Raw genomic sequence first — 20122 nt, 5'->3', positions numbered from 1 at the left:
AATTACGAAATAAATTCCTCCGGTACCCATGAATTAAACCTCAACCACCGTGCCCCGGGTGATAGCTTGCAGTTTGGCAAAAGTTATGGGCAGAGCGGAATGAGCACTACCGGCGGCCGGGTAAATCACTTCGAACCGCTGCATGGAGCTGTCCAGATAAACCGGCACATCAGTGGCCAGGGCAAAGGGGCATACCCCTCCCACCCGGTAACCTGTAATTTCTTCAACTTCCTCAGAGGTAGCCATTCTCGGCTTGCTGCCCAGCAGTTGCTTTACTTTTTTTGTGCTTACCCGCCGATCTCCTGCTACGACAAACAGCCCGTTCCGGTCGCCGGACCGGAAAAGCAGGGTCTTGGCAATCATACCGGGCTCCACGCCCAGCGCCCGGGCCACCTCTTCCACTGTACTGGTGGCCTCACTAAAAACCAGCGGCGCCAGGCTGTCATCAAATGACTTAACATACCGGCGTACCCGGTCCAGGGCCAGGCTATCAGATAAGGCTTGCTCCAGGTTGGCGCCGGAAAACCAGCGGCACAGCTGATCTAATGTGCCGTGCCAGTGCACGATTTCCCGGAAATCCATATTTTGGGGGTTAATTAGGTAATCCGTCACCAGGTAAGTACGCATACCAACATCGGCTGCCGCCATATCCCTGGTCACATCATTACCCACCATCAGGCAAGCTTCGAGCGGCAGCTCAAGCCGCCCGGCAACCTCCTGAAAATATTCGGGACAGGGTTTGCAAAAGTGCATGTCTTCATAAGTAGTTAGCAGTTCCCAGGGCAGATCAGCCAGCCCGGCCCAGCTCATGCGGTCATAAATAGCTGAACGGGGAAACAGCGGGTTAGTGGCCAGAACAATGCGCAAGCCACGGTCCAGGGCGGACTGTACCACCCGCCGGCCCTGCGGCGAGGGGCAGATTATCTTGGCCAGATCCTGGTATTCATTTGCATAAAATTTAATTAACAGCGGCTCCAGTGCCTCGCGGCTGTTACCCATCCGTGAGCTGAATTCGTGCCAAAACACATCAGCGTTGGTCAACGACGGATCGCGATTCATCAACATTACAACGACGCTGTCCATCAACGCCTTAGTAAACCGGTCCACGTCCATTACCGGAGCCACGGCACGGGCGAGCGCCTGAAAATATTCCTGCATAAAATGTTCGGCACGCACCTCCAAGATAGTACCATCCAAGTCAAACAGTGCCGCCTGCAGCAATTTAATCCACATCCTTCGTCACATTTTTCTACCAGCATTTCGCGCCAAAGCCGGCGGATTCCTGCCTTAGTCCATTTCCTTTAGGATCTGCACCCCGGCGCTGGCCCCGATCCGGCTGGCTCCTGCTTCAAGCATAGCCAGGGCCTGTCCGGCTGTTTTAATACCCCCGGAAGCCTTAACGCCCATGGCCGGCCCCACCGTGGCGCGCATCAACATCACATCTTCTACTGTAGCGCCTTCCGGCCCAAAGCCTGTGCTGGTTTTGACAAACCCGGCCCCGGCCCGGGCAGCCAGCCGGCAGGCCAATATTTTCTGCTCCCGGTTAAGATAACAGGTTTCAATAATTACCTTGATGATAGCTGCAGGGTTATGCGCCCGGGCGGCCTCCACCACCGCCCGGATATCCTTCACCACCATGCCGGTATCTCCATCCAGCAGGGCGCCGATATTGAGCACCATATCCACCTCCAGGGCACCGTTTTGCACAGCCTGCCCGGCCTCCCAGGCCTTGGCGGCAGTGGCGGTGGCGCCAAGGGGAAAGCCAATCACGGTGCACACCGCCACATTGGAACCCGACAGTTGTTCGGCAGCCAGGGGCACCCAAAAAGGGTTAATGCATACAGCAGCAAAACCATATTCCCTGGCCTCGCCGCAGAGGGCAATAATCTCCTCGCGAGTAGCCGTGGGTTTAAGCAAGGTGTGGTCAATCAGGCCGGCCAATTTAGTTTTAGTAATCCTCATAATGCATTACTCCTTTTCCCTGCAAGCCGTTAGCCGGCTAATATTATGTATTAACGTAAAAATAAAAACCATGTGACTTTTGTTTCACATGGTTTTTTTCTAAAATAGCACATTATTAGTTAAAGTAAAAGGGGTTTTAAACGTCTTCCAGGTAAAAAAACGAGCGAACACATGGTTCGCCCGTTAACTAGCTTATATACAATCAATTATCTGACATCATAGTAGTATTGCACATGACCATTTTTATCGTAATAATGTTTCCATTCACCGTCACGATCGGGATCTACATATATATAACGTTTTTTGCCGTTATCATCTATATAGTAGTACCATGCTCCATCATTGTCTCGATCCCGGTAATAATGCAGCTTGCCCTTGCTGTCTTTATAGCTGTACCAGCTGCCGCTGCGGGAATAGCGATAATCACAGTCGCGGTTATAATAACGGCTGTCGGCATACTTACCTTTAACCAGCACCGGCCCGTCAAAGCCAGACCAGTAATGGCCATGCTGACCATCGCTCACCCAACCGCTGCTGCCATGTTTGTCATAGGTTACAAACCCGCTGGAACCGGCAAAGGCAGTCGAAACCATCGTCACTGAAAACAAAAATGCCACTAACAGCACCAAATATTTACGCATTATATCAGCTCCTTTCTGTCACTACCAGATGTCCAGGACTCATTGTAAAACAAAGCTACGGGTAAGACAAGCTAATTACCAGTTAATTGGTAATGTATATTCTTGCATAAACACCTGAGGTTGTTAATGCTAATGGCTGCACAACAATTACTTTACAAGGCCCACCATTAATAATAAAGTAGTAGTAAATCAATTAATTAACCCGGTTAACTTCTATAAGTGTAAACTTCTATAAGTGGAGGTGTTGAATTTTGAACGGGGATGCGCAATTCAAACGGCAGACCTTAATTACCATTACCATGGCCTCGTTTTTAACCCCCTTCATGGGCAGCGCCATGAATTTAGCCATACCCGCGATTGGAGCTCAATATAATGCCAGCGCCCTGCAGTTAAGCTGGGTGCTGACCAGCTATATTCTGGCTTCGGCAGCCTTCCTGGTGCCTTTCGGCAGGTTTGCGGATATTGTGGGGCGCAAGAAAGTTTTTATTACCGGTGTTGCCTCCTTTTCCCTGTTTTCTCTGCTGTGCGGCCTGGCTCCCTCGGTGGAAATGCTGATTCTCTTCCGGGTGCTTCAGGGTATCGGGAGCGCCATGATCTTCGGCACCGCGATGGCCATTCTGACCTCGGTGTTTCCCCCCCAGGAAAGGGGTAAAGTACTGGGCATCAATGTGGCCACGGTGTATACCGGTCTATCGCTAGGACCCGTGCTGGGCGGTGCCATGAACCATAACCTGGGCTGGCCGTCGATTTTTTATTTATGTGTACTCATTAGTTTAGCTGTGGTAATCATGAGCCTTACCTGCTTAAAAGGCGAATGGGCCGGGGCCCAGGGGGAAAGCTATGATCTCACCGGAGCAGTCCTCTACTCCGTTGGTCTGGTGGCCTTTATGTACGGCGTATCCAGTATCACCACTTCACCCTGGTCTGTGTATTTCCTGGCCGCCGGTCTGGCCATCCTGGCGGTATTCATCCGGCATGAAATGAAAACCGCTTTCCCAGTATTAAATTTAAAATTATTCAGCGGTAATGTTACTTTCGCCTTTTCCAACCTGGCGGCACTGATTAATTACAGCGCTACCTTTGCAGTTACTTTTCTGCTTTCCCTGTATCTCCAGATAGTGCTGGGCTATAATTCCCAGCAAGCCGGCTTAATTTTGCTGGCCCAACCGGTGCTCATGGCCGTGTTATCACCCTATGCCGGCAGGCTTTCCGACCGGGTACAGCCCCGGATAGTTGCCTCCTGGGGGATGGCACTTTCCACCTTGGGCTTGTTTATTTTTGTCTTTTTATCCGAGCAAACCCCCATTTGGTTCGTACTGCTTAACCTGGCCCTGCTGGGTATCGGCTTTGCTCTGTTTTCCTCCCCCAACAGCAACGCAGTGATGGGCTCGGTAGACAAGCGGAATTACGGGATCGCTTCCTCCACACTGGGCACCATGAGGCTGGTCGGTCAGGCGGTGAGCATGACCATTGCTACTTTAATCATCGCCATGTTTATCGGCAACGTGGAATTTAACCAGGCCGACGTTGGTTTGCTAACCCGGAGTATTAAAACTGCTTTTATTGTTTTTGGCGTCACCTGTCTGGCCGGCATTTTCTCATCGCTGGCCAGAGGCAATGTCAATACCGGCAGTCAGCCCCAGAAGCATTAAAAAACCCCTTGACCGGGCTGGATTTAACCAACCGCGGCTGAAAATATTAAAAAACCCCGTGGGACTGGAGGTCACACGGGGTTTTTGGGTTCTTTTTTGACTACAGCACTTCTACGTTAGAGGCCTGCTGGCCCCGGGGGCCGTCTGTAACCTCAAACTCTACACGCTGTCCTTCGCTTAAAGATTTAAAACCGTTGCTTTGGATGGCTGAATAATGGACAAAAACATCTCTGCCGTTTTCACCTTCAATAAAGCCATAACCTTTGCTGTCATTAAACCATTTTACAGTTCCTTGCAATATACTTTCCTCCTGTTTCATAATCTAAATATAGTATGACCAGTTTTGCGGCATAAATTACATTAATTTTTTGCCTAATCAACTATGACGTTCCAGAACCAGGAAATTTCAACGAGCATTCTTGACAAGCAAACAGTTAGTTAACCGTGACCTTACGGGCTGCGGCATCCCAGTTGACCTGAGCGCCAAAATATTCGCCCACATAACGCACCGGTACCATAGTACGGTTATTTTTAACCACCGGCATCGTATCCATACTCTTCAGCTCCTTACCAACCAGCACCATATTACTGTTGAGCATGAATACATTGGTCTGGTCTTCTTTCACGATGGTGATTTCCTTGGTGGCTTCATCAAAGTCCACGGTCGCACCCAGCGCCTGGACAATGGCCCTGAGCGGCACCATCAACCGGTTATTGGCATCCACAAAGGGAGCCGCATCAAAATCAATGGCCTTGCCTTCTACAATCACACTAATGGGCCCCTGGTCATCCGACCCGGTATCCTGGCCTTCCCCATTGCCATACAGCAAATATTGCTTCCGCTCTTCCTTAAACTTGTTCAGTGCCCCGGCGTACTTAGCTTCGATTTCCTGGGGCGATAAACCCTGCTCCAGGTACTGGCCGATCTTGTCGGTACCCATGATTTTATCGAACATCACCACGGTAGCCCCGCTTTTGGGCACGGCAAAGTTTGTTAACGAGTGAGCGTAAGTTAAAGCGTAGATACCTGTTTTAGCCGGGTTAAAGGTGTGATAATCGGTAATATTTAACCGCACCCCACCTCTATCGTTAATGGTTTCAGCCACGAAACTGACCCCGGGTAGCCCCGCGTTGTTTAACAAATCGGCGAATTTCTGCGCATCCAGGCCTTTGCCGCCTATCCATTTAAATTTATCCGCCTGGCCGATACCCGTTCCTTCCCCCAGGCCGGTGGCCATATAACCAAATACAGAATCCAGATCAGGTATATTAGGGGAAGTTTGCACCCAGTCCAAGCCGGTATCCTGATAAATCATGGAGCGGGTATAGCCCTCCATCGGCACCACTTCGAGCTTGGCGCCGATTTTACGGTTAAAGAACCTGGCCAGCTCCCCGGCTGTCATGCCATGGGCCATAGGTAAGTTATCCACCCCAACAAAGGTGATATAAGGGTCTTCCATCATTGGCCCATCTACTATCACGCCCCCCACAGGATTGGGACGGTCCAGCACCACCACGGTTTTATTATTTTTTTGCGCCGCTTTCATGCAGTAATTAAGAGTTGACATATAGGTGTACGACCTGGCTCCGATATCCTGTATATCAAAAACCAGCACATCCACGTTTTGCAGCATTTCGGCGGTGGGTTCCCGGGTAGCCCCGTAAAGGCTGTACACGGGTATGCCCAGTTCCGGGTGGGTGTAGGACTCCACATAGGCGCCGGCTTGCGCCTTGCCGTCAATACCGTGCTCGGGTCCGTACAGGGCCGTTAACTGAATGGAGGAGTCTGCCGCCAGCACATCAATGGTGCTTTGGCCCTGGCTGTTCACGCCGCTCTGGTTGGTCACCAGGCCCACCTTTTTACCGGCAATTAAGTGGTGATACTTGGTCATAAGCAACTCATTGCCCAATTTGAAATCAGCCGCTGCGGCCAGTGCCGCGTTCCCGGACAGCAGCAATACCGCCACCGCCACCAGGAGCATCAATATTTTTCGCATCTGTTTACCGTTCCTTTCCTTTCAGTGTTTATCAAATTTGCCAGGCCAATTATACAGCAGCAAGACGATAAAACCAGCACCAGCTTAAAACCAAGCCTGTTAGATGCACCTTTTCACCAGGCAAACAACACCACCCTTCTCATCATCTTACCACACAATAGCTTCTTTAAATATTCAGACGCTGCTACAGCTTATTTAGTTCCTGTGTTTACCAGATTGTTGATATTTTTGATACCGGTAATCTTAACGCATGCACTACTTTAGGCGTATAAGGCTGCTGTTTTAGGCACAAGCTAAAACAAAAATCGGGAGGTACAAGCATGAAAAAACTAACCGTTTTGGTTATCTTACTGTCAACCCTGCTCGTCTTTGGCTGCAACCAGGCCCAGCAAAAGCCGGTTACCCCGGAACAAACTCTGATTCCTAAAGAATCTACCATCGGGTTCAGCCAGGTGGATGTTGATGAACTGCCCGCAGCCATCCAAAAAGTAGCGACTGCCATGGAAAACAGGGCTATGGTTACCTGGGCGAGCGAGAATAATAACAGCTATATCTTGATTAATACCGGCCGGGACAAGGAAAACTTTAAGGTAAGCAAAGTAATCCAGATGGTCCCCGTCCAGGATTTCCTCTGGCTGGATGTGCAACTAGATTATACAGATGGCAACCTGGCCAAGGAGTTGAAGGAAAACAGCAAACTGGTCGCAGTAAAGCTTGAACAGACTGATAAAACGATTAATGGCGTCGGCTTTGAGATTAAGGAAGAGTCTGACGAAGAGTCACAGGACGAGTCAAATGCAGCTAAAGCAGCACCGCAAACAACCCGGCAACCAGTCAGTCAGGTGCCCATAACTGACAAAGAACGGGGTAGACGGGACGAGCCGATTCAGCAAATCGAGCGGCCCGCGCCGACCCGGGAAACCAGTCCGGCTCAAGAACCGGCTAAAGACCAAACGATGCCGGAGGATAAAGAAGACTCCACCCCCGTCGTACCCAACGGTGACTGAGCACTAATATCAGCAGTTGAACGTTTAAAGTGCACCTAACCCCAAAGGGTTCCTTAAAAAGGGACTTTTTGGGGTTATCGTTTTTTATAACCATGAATTAACAACCGCCCTTTATCATTACCGTGTTATAATGCTGTATGAAGTATCCTGACAAAGCAGCAAATAACTTAATACAGGAGGGGAAATCTGCCATGAAACGTATCTTCTTAATGCTTGCCCTGGTAGCTTGGCTAGGCGGCGTTCTTGTTCCTGCGGCTTCGGCGCAAGAAAACAAGCACATTCCGGTATTCATTGACGGTTTACCGGTTAACTTTGACGTACAGCCAGTCATCCAAAGCGGCAGGACGCTGGTGCCGTTTAGGGCTATCGCGGAAGCATTAAATGTACAAGTCACCTGGGAGAATACTACGCAAACGGTAAACGCCACCGATGCAAACAATAACGTCCGGCTGCAAATGGGCAGCTTAACCGGTTACCGCAACCAAACCCCCATCCCCCTGGATGTGCCGCCGTTAAATCTGGATGGGAGAACGCTGATCCCGCTGCGGTTTTTCAGTGAAGCTTTTGATTGCCAGGTCGTTTGGGATAATGCTGCCGGCACCGTGATAATTACTTCTCCCCCACAGCAGATGGCTGTAGTGGGTTTCTATGTCCTGGGTGACGCCCAAACCAGCAGCTGGACCAATCTGTTTGGTGTGCCTTACCCTGGAACATCGACCGGAAACACCGGCCTGGTATCTGAACTAGCTCTGGGCTGGTACAGCCTTGACGAGCAGGGTAACCTGTTAACGCAAAGTAGGACCGGCTGGCAACGACCTGATGGCTGGGAAGATATACTTGACGCAGCCCGTTCATATAACCTGGGCACCGAAATGGTTATTCATGTCACCGACGAAGATGGCACCATCACTAACTTGCTAACTAACGAGACTGCCATGCATAAGGCAACCACAGATATATTGACGGAAGTCAATTCTTATGGAGGCGTTAACCTTAATCTTGAAGGTTTGGGTTACCGGGATACCGGAGAACAATTGCAAGCTGTGCAAAACAGCTTTACCGATTTCGTTAGCTTACTGTTCGAACAGCTACAGGCCGCAGGCAAGCCCCTGACCCTTACCCTGCATGCCCCTAACAGTGTCTACCGGGGTTATGACTACCAGGCATTAGGCCAAGTTTCCGATAAAATAATCATTATGGCCTACGATTATGGTGCCAAACCGGAACCGGTCAACCAGGTCATCCAAGCCGTGGAGACGGCTATAGCCGTAATCCCGGCAGAAAAACTGGTACTCGGTATTTCAGCCCCCAACGAAACCCCGCAAAGCATACTAACCAAAGTTGGCATTGCCAAGCGATATAACCTGGACGGCATCGCACTCTGGCGTTTAGGGGTGATTTCCGATGAAATGTGGCAGGTGCTAAAAACTACCGTTAAGGAAAGGAGTTAGATGATGGATAAGGGCAATAAACAAAGGGGCTGCATAAAATGCGGGCATACCGAAGCAGAAATAAGCGAAATAGCAACTACGGGGACAGGCCTGTCCAAGTTATTTGACATTCAGCACAACCACTTTCAAACCGTATCATGTAAAAAATGCGGTTATACCGAGCTATATCGCACCAAATCAGGCTTAAATGTGCTAGACTTCTTCTTTGGTGGCTAGGTTAAAGTATGAAAATAATTGCCGAGAGGGATATCAAATATGTAAAATTCACGGCATGGTTTTTTATTTTGCTTGCCGCTTTAGGGTTATTGCTTAAAGCCGGGCAGGTAAAAAAAGAAACTTTTGAGCTGGTTATTGGCCAGGCAGGTCTTTTCGGGGTATTAATATTAATTAGCCTGGGCCGGGTTAACGAACTGCTGGGGGACTGCAAAAAAACAACTAAAACAGCACCTGTATTTATAATGGCCGGTATTTTACTGGGCTGGGGTTTGCAAGCTTACAGGGAAACAGCCCGGCAATATGGTATATTGGTTGCCCCGGGGGCCGGTCAGGTTAATGTGCCGAATCCGGGGGTTATTACCATAGACACTGTTATGATCATAGCATCGATTATTTTACTGGGACCTTTGTTGGAAGAAATGCTGTTTCGTTTTATCGGTCTGGGACTGGTGCGCCAATTGGCCGGACCGAGGCAGGCAGCTTTTTTAATCGGGGCCTGGGTCATGGTTACCTCTACCGCGTTTGCCTTGTTACATAGCCCCGAACCCGCTTCCTTCGTAATTTATTTCATTCCCAGCCTGGTTTACAGCCTGGTCTATTTAAGATACGGTGTATTTGGCTCATTTATAGTACATTCCGCCGGCAATGCCTGGGTATTGATCAGCTAGTTCCTCCGCTCAAAATCCCTGATAAACATAGCCGCTTTGGAGCTGTCCAAAAAATCGGCAGTATTCTGAATCCCCAGCCGCCGCAGCAGCTCCATAACATACCTGTTATCCACCGGCGTCATTAAACCGGCCTCTCTGCTATATGCCTCCACGGTCCGGCGGCCCTTCGCCAGATCGATTATTACCTTGGGCCCGCCCACACAGCCCCCGTTGCAGCCCATGCCTTCCAAAAAATTCCCGTTAATACGCCCCTCCAAAACATCCTGGAGCATCCTGCGGCAGTCCTGTACTCCGTCGGCCTGAAGAGCCCTAATTTTAATCTTCCTGTCCGGCCTTAATCTGTTTAAGGTGGCCGCAATTGCCTGGCTTACTCCGCCGGTTCTCGCATAAATTCGCCCGGCACCGGAAGAGTGCTCACTCTCGTCTTCTTCCAGATCAGCCGGGTTAATACCCACCGCTGCAAATATCTGCTCCAATTCCCGAAAGGTCAGCACTGCATCCACGGCATCCCGAATATCGGGCTCCTTGGCTTCCGCCTTTTTAGCAATGCAGGGTCCGATAAATACCACCCTGGCGCCGGGATGCAAATGTTTAACCCCCCTGCCGCAGGCCACCATCGGCGAAACGGAAGGCGAGATGTGCGGCACTAAATCCCGGTAAACCTTTTTCACCATTGATACCCAGATGGGACAGCACATACTGGTGAGCATAAAATCATCTTCGTCGTTTACATGCCGGTCAAATTCCAGCGCTTCCTTCAGCGTGAGAATATCGGCAAAAAGTGCCACCTCCACCATGCCGTAAAAACCCAGCTGCTTCAGCGCCGCCCGCATTTTACCGGGGGTCACTGCCGGGCCGAACTGGCCGATAAAAGCAGGGGCTATAATGGCAAAAACAGGCACCTTGCGGTCCTGCAGCAATTTAATCAGCGGTACGAATTCCTTTTTATCCACCAGGGAGTAATGCTTATAGACGTCTACACACTCACCGCACCCGTTGCAGTTTTTGGGCGCAATAACTACGTTACCTTCCATGTCACGCACGATGGCGCCAAAAAGACATGCTGCCTCGCCCATATCATCGCTTTTAGCACAAGCACCTTGAGCGCCCCTGACCTTAAAGACCACCCTGTTAGGGTCGCCGCCGCCCGAAGCATAAAGCAGGTATTGGTCTGTAACACCGTCGCCGTCCCGGATCTTTTCAATCTCCTCCGGCAGATTACCCTGGTAAGCAGTTTTCACCAGCTTTTTAAAAATCTGATCATACCGATTATTACTCATTTGGATCACCTTTGACTAGTTTGATTCCAGGTTAATATGGCCATATATTGCTTTTCTCATGCTCGGAACCATGCAGTCCGGTTAATGCTTCTTCTGATTTCTATATGCAGTGATAAAAATTAAAGCAAAGACCATTAGTATAACTGAAAGTCCTGAGTTTCCTCTTGTAACCAGGTTATAAATAGCCGCAACTATTGTTCCAGCACTAAAAATTAGTGCTAATAATTGAAGTGCAATTTTATTGTTCATGGACTCCCTCCCGCTTTGCGTTGTAGAATCAACCTTCACTTTAACGGAAGCTTAAAAAAAACCACCCGTTACCGGGTGATTTAAAGCTGTTTCGACAGTCAATCCTAATCTATAAAACTCGCCGCTTACCTGAATTCACCAACAGTTTAATTAATTAATTTAATAGCAAGGGAATCACTTCAATGCGCGTCCCGCATTCCGGGCAGGTTACCCGGCGATTTCCAGGCAATTTATCGAAGGTAACTTCTTTGCCGCACAGGGTACATTTAACCGCCGGTTTCCCGTCACCATTTCTATATTCCTTGGCTTTATCACCAATACTGAAACTACACGAGGCACAGCTTCCGCACTCCGACATGTCCATCTCTCCCCCCAGTTTATTATAGTGTGGCCGCGCCAACCCCGGCCACGTAACCCGAAGACCAGGCCCACTGCAAGTTGTAGCCGCCGCAGTCGCCGTCTATATCCAGCACTTCCCCTGCTAAAAACAGTCCCGGCACCAGCTTGGAGGCCATGGTTTTTTGGTTAACTTCCCGAACATTAATCCCCCCGGCGGTAACCTGGGCCTGCTGCCAGGTATTAACGCCGGTAACTTCAAAGCGCCAATCCTGTAATATATCTATTATAGCATTTCTCTCGGCAACAGTAACCTGCCCGGCCGGTTTATTAATATCCACTATGCCGGCCTCTCTTAACAGCACAGGGATCAGCCTTTTATTAATCCAGCCAACCAGGCTAAACGACAGCGTTTTATGGGACTGCTGCTGCAAACGTTTAATAATGAACAACTCCAGCTCATCCCGGGACATGTAATTTATCAGATTCAGCCTAAGTGTAACCGGCTCTCCCCTGCGCAGGTGTTCACCGGCAGAACGGCTAAGCGCCAGTATCGGAGGGCCGGAAATACCGTAATCGGTGAACAGTATCTCGCCTTCGGCGCGGGCCAGGGGTTTTGCCGCCACTTGTATTTCCGCCAGATAAATAAATTTAATCCCCGAAACTTGCTTTAAAAAATCAGCGGCCAACTTCAGCTGCACCAGCGCGGGAAAAGGCTCCACAATACTGTGGCCCAGTTTTTGAGCCAGCAGGTAGCCGCTGCCGTTGGAGCCCAGCTGGGGGGCTGCTTTGCCCCCGGTGGCCAGGATGACCCGGTCGGCTTTAAACCGGCTGCCATCACCCAGGTGCATAATAAAACCACTGTTTTTGGGCTCAATTTCCTTAACCTCGGCGTTACACCGGGTTTCCACGCCCAGCGTTTCCAGCTCGTGACGCAGCACGTCCAGCACGCTGGAAGCCTGGTTGGAAACCGGAAACACCTTGCCCCCCTCCTCCACCTTCCAGGCTATACCCAGCCGTTCAAATAACTCCATGGTTTGATGGAAATCAAAGCGGCTCAAGGCCCCAAAGGCAAATTTGGGGTTCGTGCCATGATAATGGGCAATATCCAAATCGGTGTTGCTTAAATTGCACCGCCCGTTGCCCGTGGCCAGTATTTTTTTGCCCACCCGGTCCATCCGCTCCAGCACAGTAACGCCGGCGCCGTTATACCGTGCCGCTATTGCGGCGATCAGCCCGGCAGCCCCGCCCCCTACAACGGCTACTTTAATTTTTCTTGCACCGTAATCCTTCATTTGATAACCCCATTCACCCTTCAACATGTGCTTCGTAACGCTTGATTAAATTATGCCGTTCCCGGCGCGTACCGCAGCGCGATAAACTCGGCTGCCCGCATGCCGTCCACAGCTGAGGAAATAATACCCCCAGCATAGCCGGGCCCCTCCCCGGCGGGATAGATACCGGCGATATTGGACTGGCCCTGCTCATCCCGGTAGATGCGCACCGGTGAAGAGCTCCTGGTTTCCACCCCGGTCAGCACTGCCTCCGGCAGGGCAAACCCCTTTAGTTTGCGGTCAAAATCCAGAAGCGCTTCCTTTAATGTATCTATAACATAGCCGGGCAGGCAAGCAGCTAAATCAGTATAGGTTACCCCCCGGGGATAGGAGGGCTCAACACCGCCCGGTCCGGTAGATGGCCTGCCGCTAAGAAAATCCCCCACCAGCTGGGCCGGAGCAACGTAGTTCCCCCCGCCCAGTTTGAAGGCCTGCCCTTCCCACCGGCGCTGGAACTCCACCCCGGCCAGGGGATGGTCGCTGCCGAAATCATCAGGACGCACCCCCACCAGCAGCGCGCTGTTGGCGTTCTGCCGGTCCCGGGCGTGCTCGCTCATCCCGTTGGTAACCACGCCTCCGTCCTCTGAGGCCGCCGCTACCACCATCCCTCCCGGGCACATGCAGAAGGTATATGCCGAGCGCCCGGAGGGCGAGTGGTAAGCCAGCTTGTATTCTGCCGGCCCCAGCCTGGGATGCCCGGCAAAGCTTTTATGCTGGGCACGGTTGATCAGCTCCTGGGGATGCTCCACCCGGACACCGATAGAGAAGGACTTGGGTGAGAACTGCAGCCCCCGGCTGTGCAGCAGGGCAAAGGTATCCCGGGCGCTGTGCCCGATGGCCAGCAGCGCCACCTCAGCATCCAGAGCCGGCTCGCCGTTGATTTCCAGGCCCGTGAGCCGGTTGCCCTCGATAAAAATATCCGTTACTTTACTATTAAACCGCACCTCGCCGCCCAGCTCAATGATTTGCCGGCGAATGTTCTTCACCACGTTCTTTAACAGATCCGTGCCGATGTGCGGTTTATATGCATACATAATCTCAGCGGGCGCCCCGGCCAGCACCATTTCCTCCAGCACCCGGCGGCATCGCTTGTCCTTAATTAAAGTGGTTAACTTGCCGTCGGAAAAAGCCCCGGCGCCGCCTTCGCCGAACTGGACATTGCAGTCTTTGTCCAGAAGGCCGGTCTGCCAGAAGGAGCGCACCGCCCGGGTGCGGGTGTCCACATCGGCGCCCCTTTCCAGGATAACCGGCCGGTAGCCCAGACGGGCCAGCAGCAGTCCGGCAAAAAGACCCGCCGGTCCCAGGCCCACCACCACAGGCCGGTGGGGCAGCCTATGGGACCCCGGCTGCACCAGGCGGTAATCCATGGATGGGGTAACGGTTACCTCACCGCCCTTAAGCCTTTTCAGCACCGCCGGTTCGTTGTTCAGCTCCACGTCAACGGTATAGACGAAAAAAATCTGGTCACTCTTTCGGGCGTCGATGGATTCCCGAAAGATACGATAATTAATGATTTCGTTGGCCTTAACCCGCAGCTTTTTCGCTGCTTTATTTTTTATCAGCGCTTTATCTTCATCAAGGGATAGCTTGATCCCGGTAACCCTGAGCATTAAACAAGCTCCTTTATTTGGCGAAGTATGAAATTAATTATTAGACCTTGCCCGGGTAAATCCTTTACCTTTATAGATTGCCCCAAAGAATAATTTAACATAGCTTTAAGCCTGCCCGCAAAAACATCCTAACTTGCCCCATGTCAAGTGACTAAGATCATACCAGGCAGGAAATACTAGAGATGGAAGATAAATAGCTCTATTGGCCGGCGGAACCAACTAGTAGTAATGCCCGGCCAAAACCAAAGGGAGGAATTTTAATTATGGATCCTGATAAAGCTTATATGGACAAATTAGAAGGCGAGCTCAACGAGCGGCAGGCAGAAGTTGACGAATTAAAGGCCAATGTCCAGCAAGTCCGGGCCGAAGCTCAATTGGAGTATGACGACAAAATTGAAGCAGCTGAGGAGAATATTCAGGAATTAAAGGAAAACTCCGCAGATGCCTGGAGCGATATTAAGCACGGCGTCAAGGACGCCTGGAGCGAATTATCCAACGCCGCCAGCAAAGCAGCCGCTAAGTTTAAACGGGACTAACAAAGACCTGCAAATAATCAGTTTTCCCTCCATATAAAACGATAATGGCAGGGTTTCCGAATTGGGAACCCTGCCATTTGTTATATATTGGCATCTTTGAAATTGATAATGGCATGTAGTTAAGAATAGCCAGGTCTATATTCCTGACTGCGTAGCTCCCTGGTCAACCTGGGGAAAACCAGTAATCCCGATGATGGACAAAAGTGCTAGGCACAGGCAAACCAGCGCATGGTTCTACGATCAACATGTAGCTGTCCCCCTTGGCAAAAAACAAAATTCTTCTGTTTATTATGTAAAGCAAGCTTGACATTATGTAGGTTACAGAATATACTATATGTAAAGTCAACTTTACCTTAAGAAACAGTGGTGGTTTTTATGAAGAACCGGCTTAGAGAACTGCGAGAGAGGGGGTCTTTGACTCAGGAGGACCTAGCGGCCAGGGTGGGGGTATCACGCCAGACCATCATTTCATTGGAAAGAGGAAAATACAACCCCTCACTGATACTGGCCCATAAACTGGCCCGGGTATTCGGGTTGATGATTGAAGATGTGTTTCTGTTGGAAGACGAAAAGGAGGATGAATAAATGACAACTCAGGCTCGCTTTAAAATCGGTACCGGTTTTCAGGTGGTACTTTTGGCACTGGGAATCTGGGCGGTGTACCTTGACAAAGTAGGTCTGGGAACCGGTCTTATAGCTGCAACCCTAGCGGTGTTTGTAGTTCGCAACATAAAAACCAAAAAGATTAAAGAACAGCAGGACCAAGGTCTGAATCCCTACGACGAGAGGGTTTACTATATAACCCGAAAGGCTGCCTATGCTGCATGCAGCACCTTCCTTATAGCGAGTGCACTATTTGTTTTGATTGGATCTATCTTTGGACCGGAGATTACAGTTAATCCCTATAACATGCTGGGGATGGTGATCTTCGTGCTGGTTCTTCTACACATCGGCTTCTATTACTATTTCAATAGCAAGGAATAGCCGTGCTGCCAGAATAGACGCTGAGACCGGAAAAGAGAAGCAGGAGTGCGGACCTCCTGCTTCTTGGTTTTTGTGCTTCTAAAACAAAGATTCTCCTATAAAAACCGCAAACCTTAACCTGTCTAAATGCATTCGTCTTCCGGTACGCCTTTCTTCATGAGACAAGCAGAGGCAAAAGCCCGTGTGAAGCGACAATACTATGTATACCAACTCAAGAATTGTTATTTGGCCTTGTGTCCACTTACACATAAATACCTACATTATTATGGTGTTTCTTTTCATAATAAAACAACCAGTATCCATCAGGCGCATCAACTATTCTTAAATCCCATTACGTTCAGATAAAACCTGGTTTATTAGATAAACGCAGATGCGAAGAATATGACTTTAAATCCCACTACGTTCAGATAAAACTTACGATTATCTTGCAGAAATTGAGTCCGGTTTAAACTTTAAATCCCACTACCTTCAGATAAAACTGGATAGAGCAAAGTTTATTTCTTCATCCTGCACTAATCTTTAAATCCCACTACGTTCAGATAAAACAAGCGATATCTTTCGATGGTGATCCGGTAGATATTGCGGTCTTTAAATCCCACTACGTTCAGATAAAACCTGCCCCTTTTTTTATTGCAAAGGAGTTGTTTTTAGCTTTAAATCCCACTACGTTCAGATAAAACTTTACACCAACCCGCGCCAGTGTTGCGCGGGTTGCTTCTTTAAATCCCACTACGTTCAGATAAAACACCACACCGGATTCACCAAGGCCACGGGCGGTTGCATCTTTAAATCCCACTACGTTCAGATAAAACCACATATGGGAGTTACTTGTTAGACAAGCGGTGATTGTCTTTAAATCCCACTACGTTCAGATAAAACCCGGGACCGAGATTAGCTATGAAGCTGGCTGAAGCGTCTTTAAATCCCACTACGTTCAGATAAAACGCGAAGAGCCGCAAACCATTGCAACTCTTCGCTTTCTCCTTTAAATCCCACTACGTTCAGATAAAACGCCACTCCGGGAGTAAAAACTTCTCCGGCAACACACCTTTAAATCCCACTACGTTCAGATAAAACCCACCCTTTTCCTTTAGCACCTCAACCGCTTTTTTAACTTTAAATCCCACTACGTTCAGATAAAACTACTAAGTAAAACATCAGTGCCTAATTGTGTATTACTTTAAATCCCACTACGTTCAGATAAAACGTAAGAATTATAACGGTTGCCGATATAGGCAACTATCTTTAAATCCCACTACGTTCAGATAAAACTTAATTTATCTGGCTTAACCGCCGGCAATAATTATCTTTAAATCCCACTACGTTCAGATAAAACGGGCTAGAGGCTGTAGACGATGAAGCAAACTATACACTTTAAATCCCACTACGTTCAGATAAAACTAAATAAAGGCTATAAAGTGCTCGTCTTTATAGCCCCTTTAAATCCCACTACGTTCAGATAAAACTTTAGAAGTGAATTGTTAGGAATCAATGATAAGTTTTCTTTAAATCCCACTACGTTCAGATAAAACAAGTATTAGGAAGCGGTGCTGAAATTAATAATATTACTTTAAATCCCACTACGTTCAGATAAAACACATTTTCCTGCATAAAATCTATCACTTTTGCTTCCTTTAAATCCCACTACGTTCAGATAAAACGAAAAAGTTTTAAGGGTTTTGAAATGCTTAATGAGACTTTAAATCCCACTACGTTCAGATAAAACACGCCACTACCCCAGGCACCAGCGTAACATCAACACCTTTAAATCCCACTACGTTCAGATAAAACGCTGATATGAGTATTGATCCTAATGCTAATATTAGCTTTAAATCCCACTACGTTCAGATAAAACCGCCTTTGCGGCGAATATGCTTCTAAAGTAAATGTCTTTAAATCCCACTACGTTCAGATAAAACCAAAAATATACGGTATCACACCCAGAGCCGTACAAACTTTAAATCCCACTACGTTCAGATAAAACAATCAACAATCAGCGGACTCATACTTTACAGAGATCTTTAAATCCCACTACGTTCAGATAAAACTTAAAAAAGCGTGGGTTTTCCCCGGAGACATGGCAACTTTAAATCCCACTACGTTCAGATAAAACTCAAAATACCACAACTATCCAGGCCAAATTTACCCCTCTTTAAATCCCACTACGTTCAGATAAAACTAGCAAAGGTGTGCCTGAGTTTGTGAGGATAAACATCTTTAAATCCCACTACGTTCAGATAAAACCGATTTATATCCTCCAGGTAGTATTGCTTTTACAATCTTTAAATCCCACTACGTTCAGATAAAACAATCTCTATCCCGCCTTAAACAGGACATTATATACTCCTTTAAATCCCACTACGTTCAGATAAAACTATCGATTCTCCTACAAGTGCCTTTATTTCCTTAACTGCTTTAAATCCCACTACGTTCAGATAAAACGCTCCTAAATTAGCTTCGTTAGATAACTATTACTACTTTAAATCCCACTACGTTCAGATAAAACTATGATGCGGCATTCGCTTGTACACAAGGTACTTGTCTTTAAATCCCACTACGTTCAGATAAAACTTAAAAATAAGAGGATAAATTAGGAGGTAATAAAAAACTTTAAATCCCACTACGTTCAGATAAAACGCTCCGGCAGATCCTGCGTCTCCATCGTCAATAGCAACTTTAAATCCCACTACGTTCAGATAAAACGATTTAGTGCTGCCTGGGTCATAGGGATAATAAATATCTTTAAATCCCACTACGTTCAGATAAAACTATAAAGATTGTGTTTTATACCGTTCCCAATTAGTCTTTAAATCCCACTACGTTCAGATAAAACGTTTGTGGCCACCGGCGCGATAAGGTGATGCTACATCTTTAAATCCCACTACGTTCAGATAAAACCCGCAAAGACCGCAACAGACCAACTGCGGTAACAGCTTTAAATCCCACTACGTTCAGATAAAACCCAAACCACCATCTGCTAATCCGGGCACACCCAAATCTTTAAATCCCACTACGTTCAGATAAAACCATGGTCCTGCGCCGGTGAAAATCACCCGAGAGCTGACTTTAAATCCCACTACGTTCAGATAAAACGCAGACGATAAAGCGTAGCAGCCCCAGGCCAACCTTCTTTAAATCCCACTACGTTCAGATAAAACTTCTTTACGCTTACCAATCACAAAATTATCAAATTTCTTTAAATCCCACTACGTTCAGATAAAACTCTTTATAAAGCCGGGCTGCCTTTTTGATAAAGCGGCTTTAAATCCCACTACGTTCAGATAAAACTTGCACTGGCTGGTAGCGGCGGCGGTGGTGGTCAGCGTCTTTAAATCCCACTACGTTCAGATAAAACGTATGTCGCCGGTTCCAAGCCGAGCACGGCCTTGGATCTTTAAATCCCACTACGTTCAGATAAAACTACATTATCATCCGCGCTACCAGCCGGCCTAATTGATCTTTAAATCCCACTACGTTCAGATAAAACGGAGGTAATACATATGAGTGATACCTGTGTCTGCTGCTTTAAATCCCACTACGTTCAGATAAAACTTTTCAAAATCTTCATTTAATCCATAATTATATTTCTTTAAATCCCACTACGTTCAGATAAAACCTTTTAAAGCCTTCATAATATCAGGTATATAATGTTGCTTTAAATCCCACTACGTTCAGATAAAACTGCCAACATTAATTCTTTAATTGTCTTTAGTTCTATCTTTAAATCCCACTACGTTCAGATAAAACATTTCAGTGTTGTTTCGTCCAAGCATTGTTTTAAATCTTTAAATCCCACTACGTTCAGATAAAACAAACATGATTGTCACTTCTTCGTCTTCAAAACCTTCCTTTAAATCCCACTACGTTCAGATAAAACATATAACTTTATGATTATCATAATATTATAATACATCTTTAAATCCCACTACGTTCAGATAAAACCCTGGCTGCTGTTATGGTTATTAATAGTTTTTTCGCTTTAAATCCCACTACGTTCAGATAAAACATATTGATTAATTTTATCTCTTTCCTTAATAACATCTTTAAATCCCACTACGTTCAGATAAAACTTAAAGCCGATCCCACATATCAGATTTACCATATATCTTTAAATCCCACTACGTTCAGATAAAACTAACTTATTCCCATTCGTGGTGATCCGCGCATACTGCTTTAAATCCCACTACGTTCAGATAAAA

The 20122-nt window shown here is 47.9% G+C and carries 18 protein-coding genes and 1 CRISPR repeat array; of the genes, 8 read left to right on the top strand and 10 right to left on the bottom strand.

All coding sequences use genetic code 11. The features are described 5' to 3' along the window. Positions 1-33: 33 nt before the first annotated feature. The 3 genes from SPSYN_RS13840 to SPSYN_RS13830 all read right to left on the bottom strand — a co-directional run bounded on the left by SPSYN_RS13840 (position 34) and on the right by SPSYN_RS13830 (position 2603). The gene (locus SPSYN_RS13840) at positions 34-1233 is read right to left on the bottom strand and encodes a YbaK/EbsC family protein (protein ID WP_161823088.1); all 1200 of its coding nucleotides are present in this window, start codon (positions 1231-1233) and stop codon (positions 34-36) included. A gap of 54 nt (positions 1234-1287) precedes the next feature. Beyond that, positions 1288-1962, bottom strand: coding sequence for a deoxyribose-phosphate aldolase (deoC, locus tag SPSYN_RS13835; RefSeq protein WP_161823087.1), 675 nt, complete (start codon positions 1960-1962; stop codon positions 1288-1290). A 206-nt stretch (positions 1963-2168) separates the two neighbouring features. After that, positions 2169-2603 (bottom strand): hypothetical protein, encoded by a 435-nt coding sequence (locus tag SPSYN_RS13830; RefSeq protein WP_161823086.1) that lies wholly within the window; start codon positions 2601-2603, stop codon positions 2169-2171. A gap of 251 nt (positions 2604-2854) precedes the next feature. Here SPSYN_RS13830 and SPSYN_RS13825 point away from each other — a divergent pair, with 251 nt between their 5' ends. Continuing rightward, positions 2855-4255 carry an MFS transporter gene (locus SPSYN_RS13825; RefSeq protein ID WP_161823085.1) on the top strand — a complete coding sequence of 467 codons (1401 nt, stop codon included), beginning with the start codon at positions 2855-2857 and terminating at the stop codon, positions 4253-4255. A gap of 100 nt (positions 4256-4355) precedes the next feature. Here the strand turns inward: SPSYN_RS13825 and SPSYN_RS13820 are convergent, their stop codons facing one another. Together SPSYN_RS13820 and SPSYN_RS13815 are read right to left on the bottom strand one after the other, a co-directional pair. Then, a complete protein-coding gene (locus SPSYN_RS13820; RefSeq protein ID WP_480935992.1) occupies positions 4356-4553 on the bottom strand; it encodes a cold-shock protein in 198 nt (65 codons plus the stop codon). 136 nt (positions 4554-4689) lie between these two features. After that, a complete protein-coding gene (locus tag SPSYN_RS13815; RefSeq protein WP_161823084.1) occupies positions 4690-6252 on the bottom strand; it encodes an exo-beta-N-acetylmuramidase NamZ domain-containing protein in 1563 nt (520 codons plus the stop codon). 320 nt (positions 6253-6572) lie between these two features. On the opposite strand from SPSYN_RS13815, the gene SPSYN_RS13810 reads away from it, so the two are divergent. From SPSYN_RS13810 to SPSYN_RS13795, 4 genes are all read left to right on the top strand, one after another. Further along, a complete protein-coding gene (locus tag SPSYN_RS13810) occupies positions 6573-7259 on the top strand; it encodes a hypothetical protein (protein ID WP_161823083.1) in 687 nt (228 codons plus the stop codon). Positions 7260-7450: 191 nt separating this feature from the next. Next, positions 7451-8710: a stalk domain-containing protein gene (locus SPSYN_RS13805; RefSeq protein ID WP_161823082.1), complete on the top strand. Its 1260-nt coding sequence runs from the start codon at positions 7451-7453 to the stop codon at positions 8708-8710. Further along, positions 8711-8926, top strand: coding sequence for a zinc ribbon domain-containing protein (locus SPSYN_RS13800; RefSeq protein WP_423828294.1), 216 nt, complete (start codon positions 8711-8713; stop codon positions 8924-8926). An 8-nt stretch (positions 8927-8934) separates the two neighbouring features. After that, positions 8935-9594, top strand: a complete 660-nt coding sequence (locus SPSYN_RS13795) for a CPBP family intramembrane glutamic endopeptidase (RefSeq protein ID WP_161823081.1) — start codon at positions 8935-8937, stop codon at positions 9592-9594. On the opposite strand, the gene SPSYN_RS13790 is transcribed toward SPSYN_RS13795, so the two are convergent. The 5 genes from SPSYN_RS13790 to SPSYN_RS13770 form a co-directional block, all read right to left on the bottom strand. Further along, a complete protein-coding gene (locus tag SPSYN_RS13790) occupies positions 9591-10874 on the bottom strand; it encodes a [Fe-Fe] hydrogenase large subunit C-terminal domain-containing protein (protein ID WP_161823080.1) in 1284 nt (427 codons plus the stop codon). The genes SPSYN_RS13795 and SPSYN_RS13790 overlap by 4 nt on opposite strands. Before the next feature lie 81 nt (positions 10875-10955). After that, entirely contained in the window at positions 10956-11123 is a 168-nt protein-coding gene (locus tag SPSYN_RS13785; RefSeq protein ID WP_161823079.1) for a hypothetical protein, read from the bottom strand. A 154-nt stretch (positions 11124-11277) separates the two neighbouring features. Further along, entirely contained in the window at positions 11278-11487 is a 210-nt protein-coding gene (locus SPSYN_RS13780) for a hypothetical protein (RefSeq protein ID WP_243153062.1), read from the bottom strand. Between the two features lie 16 nt (positions 11488-11503). Further along, complete coding sequence (locus SPSYN_RS13775; RefSeq protein ID WP_161823078.1) at positions 11504-12754, bottom strand: BaiN/RdsA family NAD(P)/FAD-dependent oxidoreductase; 1251 nt, start codon at positions 12752-12754, stop codon at positions 11504-11506. 50 nt (positions 12755-12804) lie between these two features. Next, on the bottom strand, positions 12805-14403 hold the full coding sequence (locus SPSYN_RS13770) for an NAD(P)/FAD-dependent oxidoreductase (RefSeq protein ID WP_161823077.1): 1599 nt from the start codon (positions 14401-14403) through the stop codon (positions 12805-12807). 263 nt (positions 14404-14666) lie between these two features. Between SPSYN_RS13770 and SPSYN_RS13765 the strand changes: the two genes are divergently transcribed. The 3 genes from SPSYN_RS13765 (at position 14667) to SPSYN_RS13755 (ending at position 15923) form a co-directional block, all read left to right on the top strand. Then, positions 14667-14939, top strand: a complete 273-nt coding sequence (locus SPSYN_RS13765; protein ID WP_161823076.1) for a sll1863 family stress response protein — start codon at positions 14667-14669, stop codon at positions 14937-14939. 375 nt (positions 14940-15314) lie between these two features. Then, positions 15315-15524: a helix-turn-helix transcriptional regulator gene (locus SPSYN_RS13760; protein WP_161823075.1), complete on the top strand. Its 210-nt coding sequence runs from the start codon at positions 15315-15317 to the stop codon at positions 15522-15524. Further along, entirely contained in the window at positions 15525-15923 is a 399-nt protein-coding gene (locus SPSYN_RS13755) for a DUF2178 domain-containing protein (RefSeq protein WP_161823074.1), read from the top strand. A 319-nt stretch (positions 15924-16242) separates the two neighbouring features. Beyond that, positions 16243-20058: direct repeats of the CRISPR family, unit length 29 nt; unit sequence CTTTAAATCCCACTACGTTCAGATAAAAC. Between the last annotated feature and the right edge of the window lie 64 nt (positions 20059-20122).

It is taken from the genome of Sporotomaculum syntrophicum, assembly GCF_009932395.1.
Taxonomy (GTDB): domain Bacteria; phylum Bacillota; class Desulfotomaculia; order Desulfotomaculales; family Desulfallaceae; genus Sporotomaculum; species Sporotomaculum syntrophicum.
Note: the sequence above shows the minus strand (reverse complement) of the source record. Positions and strands in the feature narration are given on the sequence as shown.

Bases quoted from the DNA above. Each gene is read 5' to 3' on its own strand.
- SPSYN_RS13840 (WP_161823088.1), bottom strand. From the start codon at position 1,233: ATGTGGATTAAATTGCTGCAGGCGGCACTGTTTGACTTGGATGGTACT.
- deoC (WP_161823087.1), bottom strand. From the start codon at position 1,962: ATGAGGATTACTAAAACTAAATTGGCCGGCCTGATTGACCACACCTTG.
- SPSYN_RS13830 (WP_161823086.1), bottom strand. From the start codon at position 2,603: ATGCGTAAATATTTGGTGCTGTTAGTGGCATTTTTGTTTTCAGTGACG.
- SPSYN_RS13815 (WP_161823084.1), bottom strand. From the start codon at position 6,252: ATGCGAAAAATATTGATGCTCCTGGTGGCGGTGGCGGTATTGCTGCTG.
- SPSYN_RS13810 (WP_161823083.1), top strand. From the start codon at position 6,573: ATGAAAAAACTAACCGTTTTGGTTATCTTACTGTCAACCCTGCTCGTC.
- SPSYN_RS13805 (WP_161823082.1), top strand. From the start codon at position 7,451: ATGAAACGTATCTTCTTAATGCTTGCCCTGGTAGCTTGGCTAGGCGGC.
- SPSYN_RS13800 (WP_423828294.1), top strand. From the start codon at position 8,711: ATGATGGATAAGGGCAATAAACAAAGGGGCTGCATAAAATGCGGGCAT.
- SPSYN_RS13795 (WP_161823081.1), top strand. From the start codon at position 8,935: ATGAAAATAATTGCCGAGAGGGATATCAAATATGTAAAATTCACGGCA.
- SPSYN_RS13790 (WP_161823080.1), bottom strand. From the start codon at position 10,874: ATGAGTAATAATCGGTATGATCAGATTTTTAAAAAGCTGGTGAAAACT.
- SPSYN_RS13785 (WP_161823079.1), bottom strand. From the start codon at position 11,123: ATGAACAATAAAATTGCACTTCAATTATTAGCACTAATTTTTAGTGCT.
- SPSYN_RS13780 (WP_243153062.1), bottom strand. From the start codon at position 11,487: ATGGACATGTCGGAGTGCGGAAGCTGTGCCTCGTGTAGTTTCAGTATT.
- SPSYN_RS13775 (WP_161823078.1), bottom strand. From the start codon at position 12,754: ATGAAGGATTACGGTGCAAGAAAAATTAAAGTAGCCGTTGTAGGGGGC.
- SPSYN_RS13770 (WP_161823077.1), bottom strand. From the start codon at position 14,403: ATGCTCAGGGTTACCGGGATCAAGCTATCCCTTGATGAAGATAAAGCG.
- SPSYN_RS13765 (WP_161823076.1), top strand. From the start codon at position 14,667: ATGGATCCTGATAAAGCTTATATGGACAAATTAGAAGGCGAGCTCAAC.
- SPSYN_RS13760 (WP_161823075.1), top strand. From the start codon at position 15,315: ATGAAGAACCGGCTTAGAGAACTGCGAGAGAGGGGGTCTTTGACTCAG.
- SPSYN_RS13755 (WP_161823074.1), top strand. From the start codon at position 15,525: ATGACAACTCAGGCTCGCTTTAAAATCGGTACCGGTTTTCAGGTGGTA.